At 46.6% G+C, this 7,811-nt stretch carries 4 protein-coding genes and 1 pseudogene; all 5 read left to right on the top strand.

Going from position 1 to position 7,811, the window contains the following annotated elements; translation table 11 throughout:
• Positions 1-119, top strand: a pseudogene (locus C3418_RS21870) (IS5/IS1182 family transposase); the annotation flags it as partial.
• A 245-nt stretch (positions 120-364) separates the two neighbouring features.
• Positions 365-1,069: a tetratricopeptide repeat protein gene (locus tag C3418_RS24200; protein ID WP_181023136.1), complete on the top strand. Its 705-nt coding sequence runs from the start codon at positions 365-367 to the stop codon at positions 1,067-1,069.
• Positions 1,070-1,321: 252 nt separating this feature from the next.
• On the top strand, positions 1,322-4,015 hold the full coding sequence (locus C3418_RS21865; protein ID WP_103859274.1) for a DNA methyltransferase: 2,694 nt from the start codon (positions 1,322-1,324) through the stop codon (positions 4,013-4,015).
• Between the two features lie 56 nt (positions 4,016-4,071).
• On the top strand, positions 4,072-6,090 hold the full coding sequence (locus C3418_RS21860; protein ID WP_103859273.1) for a DEAD/DEAH box helicase: 2,019 nt from the start codon (positions 4,072-4,074) through the stop codon (positions 6,088-6,090).
• A 1-nt stretch (position 6,091) separates the two neighbouring features.
• The gene (locus C3418_RS21855) at positions 6,092-7,342 is read left to right on the top strand and encodes a GIY-YIG nuclease family protein (RefSeq protein ID WP_103859272.1); all 1,251 of its coding nucleotides are present in this window, start codon (positions 6,092-6,094) and stop codon (positions 7,340-7,342) included.
• The last annotated feature ends 469 nt before the right edge of the window (positions 7,343-7,811 follow it).

Genomic DNA, 7,811 nt, shown 5'->3' with positions numbered 1-7,811 from the left:
TCGTGAAAGCCAGATACAAGGGGTTGCTGAAAAACGATAACCAACTGGCGATGTTATTCACGCTGGCCAACCTGTTTCGGGCGGACCAAATGATACGTCAGTGGGAGAGATCTCACTAAAAACTGGGGATAACGCCTTAAATGGCGAAGAAACGGTCTAAATAGGCTGATTCAAGGCATTTACGGGAGAAAAAATCGGCTCAAACATGAAGAAATGAAATGACTGAGTCAGCCGAGAAGAATTTCCCCGCTTATTCGCACCTTCCCTAGCCAAATTGTACTGGCAACTCTATCGAGCAGGTTATGGTGATACTAATTGTCGGGCGGCATTGACGCACCTTATGTATTGGGTCCGAGATTATCACTTGTTAAACTACACAGAAATTAATTATTGCCATCATTTAGATGATAGCACTATAGATGAACTTGTTTCGCTAGCTAAATCAGGTGATAGCAAGGCTCAATTTGTACTGGGAACTCGCTATGCAAAAGGGCTTACTGTTTCCCAGGATATTGAAAAAGCTGAATTTTGGTATAACCAATGTATTGGTTCTGGAGACCCAGAAATCCTATGTCGTCTAGCATATATCTATCACATTGGTGATGGAGTAAATGCAGATATAAATAAATGTAAAAATATTATGGATTCCTACATTAGTCAATTCCCAAGTCTTTATGATGATGATATAAACTATCGACGTGGTTATATCGCACTACATCATGATAAGAACAAGGACGATGCAATTAAATTATTTGAGTTGGCTTCTCGTAATGGTAACCATTTAGGTGCAACATTTAAACTTGCAAAAATGTATTTGAATGATAATCATAAGTATGAAGATGGGATAAATATGTTGATTTCTATCTTAGACAAAAAAAGTGTCATGAGTGATCTTGGTGAGTGTTGTTTGCTGGCACTTTTTTCTGAATTTTTTGATAATGTCGGCAACGTGGCTAGAAAAAATATCAACGATCAAGTGATTTCTCCTGTACTAGATGAGATTCTGTCCTTGCCTACTAATTTTGATGATGAGATAAAAAAGGAAGTGCGTTGTCATATACAGTATTAAGTGCTATTTAAAATGCGGTATTGAAGATATATTATAGATGGGCGTGTAATTTAACGCCCATTTTTAATGTGTTGTTGATTGACTCCCAATTAAATAGTAGAGTTATGATATAGAGAATTTGGTTGAGCCCTGTCATTACAGGAGATTACTCCATCTCCAGAGTATAAGTGGCTTACTCAAGGCAACTTTATCCTTGAATGATAGCGTCAAAGTCGAACAAAAAAACAGCCCATTAACATCTTAGGATCACCCATGGCCGTCAATCAGGCGAAGATTTTTCAACAGCTCGAGCAACTAACCGGTGAGATCGATCGCGATGAGTTTATCTACGGCTTTATGACCGCGTTCGATTTCCCGAAGGCGACGATCACTCAGGTTCGTCAAGGTGGGGCTCGAAACGTGGCAAAAGAAGCGGGTCATGTTGCGCTGAAGAACAAACTGTACTTTCAGCCCGCAGTAGACGGTTCTGATCTCAATACGCTGTTGGAGATGCGCTTAAGCGATCCTGCTATCGCCAGACACAAGATTCGATTTGTGCTGGTTACCGACTATGTGCGGTTTATGGCGTGGGATACGTTAAGCAAAGAGCTGCTCGATATAGAGCTGGATGAGTTGCACAGCAACTATGGCTTCTTCCTGCCGCTGGTCGGACTGGAAAAAGCCATCATCAGTAGCGAAAACCCAGCCGATGTCAAAGCTGCCGAGAAAATGGGCAAGCTGTTTGACCTGATCCGCACTCTAAATGACCTTAGCCAGCCTGCTGACATCCACGCTCTGAACGTTTTTTTGACTCGCTTGCTGTTTTGCTTATTTGCCGAAGATACCGGCATTTTTGCCAAAGGGCAGTTTACTTCTGCCATCCAGAGCTACACAGAGGAAGATGGTCGCGATCTGGACTTCTTCCTCGATAAATTGTTCATGGTGCTCAACAGCGAACCAGGCAGTGCTAAGCGGCAAAATTTGCCTGTGCATCTGACGGCATTCCCCTACGTCAATGGCGGATTGTTCTCATCGGATCAACCCATCCCGGAACTGGGTAAGAAAGGCCGCCGGATCCTGCTTGATTGCGGCACCATGGATTGGAGCGAGATCAACCCGGACATCTTCGGCAGTATGTTCCAGGCCGTTATCGACGTAGAACAGCGCAGTCGTCTTGGCCAGCACTATACCTCTTACAGCAATATCATGAAGGTGATTCAGCCGCTGTTTCTTGACTCATTGCAGGCGGAGCTCGATAAACAGCTGCAAGTTGCAGCCAATAAGCGTGCTAAGGGGCTTCAAGCGTTATTGGTACGGATGGGCCAGCTCAAGGTTTTTGACCCAGCCTGCGGCTCGGGTAACTTCTTGATCGTGGCTTATAAGGAGCTGCGCAAGCTTGAGATGGCAGTGATCAAGGCATTGGAGGAAGTTGATCCGCAAGGATTTGCCATGAGCGGGCTGCATCTGTCGCAATTTTACGGCATCGAAATCGACGATTTTGCCTGTGAGATTGCCCGGCTGTCGCTTTGGCTGGCCGAGCACCAGCTTAACAGCCTGTGGCAGCAGGAGTTTGGTTTTGCTCCCCCGGCACTCCCTTTGCGTGAAAGCGGTAATATTCACAGTGGCAATAGCCTTCGGCGGGATTGGAACCAGGTATGTCCTAAAGATCCAGACGATGAGGTCTACGTTATCGGCAATCCACCCTTCTTAGGCACACTGGGACGTAGTGAAGAGCAAAAATCAGATATGCAGGTAGTTTTTGATGGATTCAAAGCTCTCGGCTATCTCGACTATGTGGCTTGTTGGTTTTGGAAAGGAGCTCAATATATTCAACAATCAAAAGCGGAACTGGCGTTAGTATCAACAAACTCAATATGTCAAGGAGAGCAAGTTTCAACATTGTGGCCTGCCATTTTCTCGCTTGGTTTGAACATTCAACTTGCTTATCCAACATTTGCATGGGCAAACAATGCTCGTGATAAAGCCGCCGTACATGTAGTGGTTATTGGATTAACTGCACAAGAAAAACAGCGTTTACTTTACCAGAGGATAAATGGAGAGTGGCATTGTAAACAGGTGAAAAACATCAGCCCATACCTGCTGGAAGGCAGCAACGTTGCTATTGGAACACCAAATAAACCGCTGGTTAATGGGGTACCTTCACTTCTTTTTGGAAATAAACCGACAGATGGTGGCAACTTATTTTTAACTACTGAAGAACGAGATGATTTGATAGCTCGCGAACCTCTATCTGAAAAGTGGGTTAGAAAAATTCTGGGCGCGTCAGAATTTCTTAATGGTAAAGACCGCTGGTGCCTATGGTTAGTAGATGCAACAGAAGATGATTTATTGGCAATGCCAGAAGTTAGAAAACGAACTGATGAAATCCGTAAGCTGAGGATAAAAGCTGGGCATCCGGCAGCATTAAAAATGGCAGAGTTACCACATCTATTTATACAGATTAGTCAACCTCGTTCTGGAAGTTATATTCTTGTGCCAAGAGTATCCTCTGAACGTAGAACGTATATACCAATGGGATTCTTAGGGCATGAGATAATATGTTCAGATGCCAATATGTTCATCCCTAATGGTACTCTGTATGAATTTGGAATCCTTTCCTCACTGTTGCACAATGACTGGATGCGCTTGGTTGCTGGGCGTTTAAAAAGTGATTATCGCTATTCATCTTCTGTCGTTTACAACCCATTCCCCTGGCCGGAAGTCACAGATGCCCAACGCCAAGAAATAGAGCGTTTAGCAGAAGAGGTCTTGCTGACGCGAGCAGAGTTTACTGGCGACACCCTAGCTAAGCTATACGACCCGGATCTCATGCCCGACAGGCTATTGGCTGCCCATCAGGCGCTCGACAGCGCGGTTGATCGCCTTTACCGCGATCGACCATTCAAAGATGCAACAGAGCGTTTAAGTTGCTTGCTGGCTCGTTACGAGGCTCTCGTCGCACATTGAGCGATGACGCAGGTCGATGGCCTGCGTTGTGTCACCATTATTTGGGAGGATTCACGATGAACAATTTATTGCATGTCGAGTATGGCCAGACAGGCCAGAGTGCCAGCTTAAATGAAATGGGGATGCGCGAGATGCAGGCGCGTGCGTTTGCCGAGCGTAATAGCCAGTATTTGTTGATTAAGGCACCGCCTGCTTGCGGCAAGTCTCGTGCTTTGATGTTTCTGGGGCTCGACAAGTTAGAGCATCAAGGGCTGCGCAAGGTGATCGTGGCTGTGCCAGAAAAGTCCATCGGTGGCTCTTTCCAGAATACGCAGTTAACCGAACAGGGCTTTTTTGCCGATTGGGTGGTGAGCCCGGAAAATAATCTCTGTGTTGATGGTAGTGATAGCGGCAAGATCAATGCTTTTCAGCGCTTTATGAACGGCGATGATCGGATTTTAGTCTGCACCCATGCCACGCTGCGGTTTGCGTTTGATAAGCTCCCAGTGGCAGTCTTCAATGACTGTGTTGTGGCCATCGATGAGTTTCACCATGTGTCCGCAGATGGTGATAACCGATTGGGGAGCCTGATCGATGATCTGATGAATAAGTCGAGCGCCCATATTGTCGCGATGACGGGGTCTTATTTCCGAGGAGATACAGTTCCGATCCTGCTCGCAGAGGATGAGGCCAAGTTTACCAAGGTCACTTACACCTACTACGAACAACTCAATGGCTACCAGTACCTGAAATCCCTTGGCATCGGTTACCACTTTTATCAGGGGCGTTATATCGATGCTTTGCCTGATGTGCTTGATGCCAGCAAGAAAACCATCATCCATATCCCTAACGTCAATTCAGGTGAATCGACCAAGGACAAGCACGGTGAGGTAGATGCCATTCTTGACGTGTTGGGGGAGGTTGCCATGCGTGACCCGGAATCGGGCATTTTGCATATCACTGCCAAAGATGGGCGGATGTTGAAAGTGGCCAACTTGGTAGATGACAATGCCACTGAACGCCCAAAGGTTCAGGCCTATTTACGAGATATCAAACAGGCCGATGATATGGACATCATCATTGCCTTGGGAATGGCCAAGGAGGGGTTTGACTGGCCTTACTGCGAGCATGTGTTGACCATTGGTTATCGCAGCTCACTGACCGAGATTGTGCAGATCATTGGTCGTGCTACCCGTGATTGCAAAGGCAAGAGGCATGCCCAGTTTACCAATCTGATCGCCCAACCTGATGCGCAAGATGAGGATGTTCGGGCATCTGTAAACAATATGCTCAAAGCAATCACCACTTCACTGTTGATGGAGCAAATCCTCGCTCCCAGCATTCAGTTCAAGCCCCGTTCGCAATGGGATGGCACCCCACTGCCGCCTAATACCCTGATTATCGATGACACTACGGCCACACCCGTTTCTCAGAAGGTATTGGACATTTTGAACGGTGACAGGAATGAGTTGATGGCTGCGCTTTTAACCAAAGAGCAGGTGGTGAAAGAGGCGATCACAGATACCACGCCAATTGAAGCCGTGACACAGGTGGCGCTGCCTCAAGTGATCCAGACCCTCTACCCGGAACTGAGCGAGGAAGAGCAGGAACAGGTACGGCAAGGATTGCTGCAAACCATATTGATCAACCAACAGGGAGGCTTGATTGATGGCAAAGACCTGCCGGAAGGTGCGGACGTCGATTTAGGGAGTGAAACAGGTCAGCCGGATGACGGCACCGGCAGTAGTGTGGCGGGTAAGCAGTTTTTGAAAATGGGCGAGAAGTTCCTCTGCATCGACAATCTGGATATTGATCTGATCGATGCCGTTAATCCGTTCCACGGTGCTTATGAGATCCTGTCCAAGCAGGTCACCGCCGCCATGCTGAAAACAATCCAACAGGCGGTAAGTGCAACCAAATCACAGGTTTCTGAAGAGGAGGCAGTGATCCTCTGGCCCAAGATCAAGCAGTTCAAACAGGAACATGGGCGTGAGCCATCGCTTAATGCGAGTGATCCGATTGAGGTGCGCTATGCAGAAGCGTTAGCCTTTGTACGCAAGATGAAACAACAACAGATGGCCGCGCAGGGACGTTAAGATGATCCGCTTATCGACAGCCAGGCTCGCCACTAAACAGAGCCTGGGAGATATCCTCAGAGAAGAGGATGACCTGAGGTTGCTGGATGTGCAACCGCTGAAAGCCAAAGCGGCTCCCACCGATCTCGCCAGCGCACAGTTTGCTGAAATTACCGCATTCTATGAACTGCATGGCCGGATTCCCGATGAGGGAAGTGGTGCGATACTCGAGGAGAAGGTGCTGGCAAGGCGACTAAAAGGGATTTTGGCAAATCCCGCCCAGTGCGTTCGTTTGCAGGCGCAGGATAAATTCGGTCTGTTAAACCGAGGCGAAACAGCTCAAGAACAGAGTTATTTAGCTACTGCGGTTGGGCCTGAAACGTGCATAAACAAGTCTGAATTGGTGACTTCGCTTGCTGATATTTTTGCCGATGACGATGATGGGTTACTCGACTTTGATGAACCTGACATCTTCAACTTGCGGCATATCTCTGGCGTGAAAAAAGAACAACCAGATGAGATTGCTCAGCGTCAACCGTGCCGTGATTTCCCCCGCTTTGCCCCATTATTTACTGCCTTCCATGATGGTTTGAAAGCGGGAGCCTTTGGTTTAGAACGCTTCACGCATAAGTTGAAAATTGCTGCTGGTGATTTCTTCATTCTCAATGGGGTGCTCGGTTATGTGGATAGTGTAGGGGAGCGCCTCGAGCAATATAGCGGGTACAATGCCAGGCTTTATCTGGTGTTTGAAAATGGCACTGAGATGCACATGCTCTATCAGTCTTTGACTCATGGTTTGGTGCGTGACAATGAAGGCCGTAAAGCTCAGCTCAATGGGCAATCATTGCGGCCTTCTTTGGATGCGGTGCCTACGGGGGTCGTTTATATTCTCAAAACACTGAGCGCTGATCCTGCTCTCGTTCCATATAAGCCCAATCTCTACAAGATTGGGTTCACTGAAACTTCGGTGGAGGAGCGGATTAAAAATGCGGAGTTGGATAGTACATTTCTGGAGGCTCCGGTTCAAATAGTTGCGATCAACCACTGTTTCAATCTCAATGCGCAAAAGCTGGAGGCTTTAGTTCATGGTTTTCTTGCCTCACGACGTCTCAATGTAAAACTAAAGGGGCACGGTGGGCAGGTGTATACACCGAAGGAGTGGTTTTGTGTTCCTATAGAGACTGCTATGGATGTAATTCAGTACATCGTTGATGGCTCTATCTCTCAGTATCGGTTAGATAACACCACTGGCAAGATTGTTGCGAAGCAGTAAAACGAGCAGTTTATTTGGGATGCTTTTACTTGAAGGGTGAGGGGATGATAAACATACTATCCCCTCACCCTTGAATTTAAAATGGTCGCGTTCACGCAGAGCGAGGAATGCTCATACATATTACCTATCTAGAAATCAATCGTAGTTCGGGCTACAATTTTGAGTTTTGCACCACAGTGGTGCATCCACGCCAGTTACAATAAATCACCTCAGAAGTCGCCTCTGTCACTAGCTCCTCATACTACATCGCAGTGTAGTGGCCTTTGTATCGCATTGGCTATTCAGATACAGCTCTATCCCACCCCTCAAAATTATTAGAGTTTATAGATAGTTTTGCCATTTCAGGGCTCAATTATAATGTTTTGCTAATAATTTCAGAGAAAAGTCAAGATATTTTTCTTTAACCTATTGCAAACGCTTTGGAATAAGCATATCGTTCTTTTCGTACATACCAGTCAGTGTATGTAGA

The organism is Aeromonas sp. ASNIH8, from assembly GCF_002919855.1.
In the GTDB taxonomy this organism is placed as follows: domain Bacteria; phylum Pseudomonadota; class Gammaproteobacteria; order Enterobacterales; family Aeromonadaceae; genus Aeromonas; species Aeromonas caviae.
Note: the sequence above shows the minus strand (reverse complement) of the source record. Positions and strands in the feature narration are given on the sequence as shown.

What these genes read in the sequence shown, in the direction of transcription:
- C3418_RS21855 (WP_103859272.1), top strand. Translation starts at nt 6,092, where the DNA reads ATGATCCGCTTATCGACAGCCAGGCTCGCCACTAAACAGAGCCTGGGA.
- C3418_RS21865 (WP_103859274.1), top strand. Translation starts at nt 1,322, where the DNA reads ATGGCCGTCAATCAGGCGAAGATTTTTCAACAGCTCGAGCAACTAACC.
- C3418_RS21860 (WP_103859273.1), top strand. Translation starts at nt 4,072, where the DNA reads ATGAACAATTTATTGCATGTCGAGTATGGCCAGACAGGCCAGAGTGCC.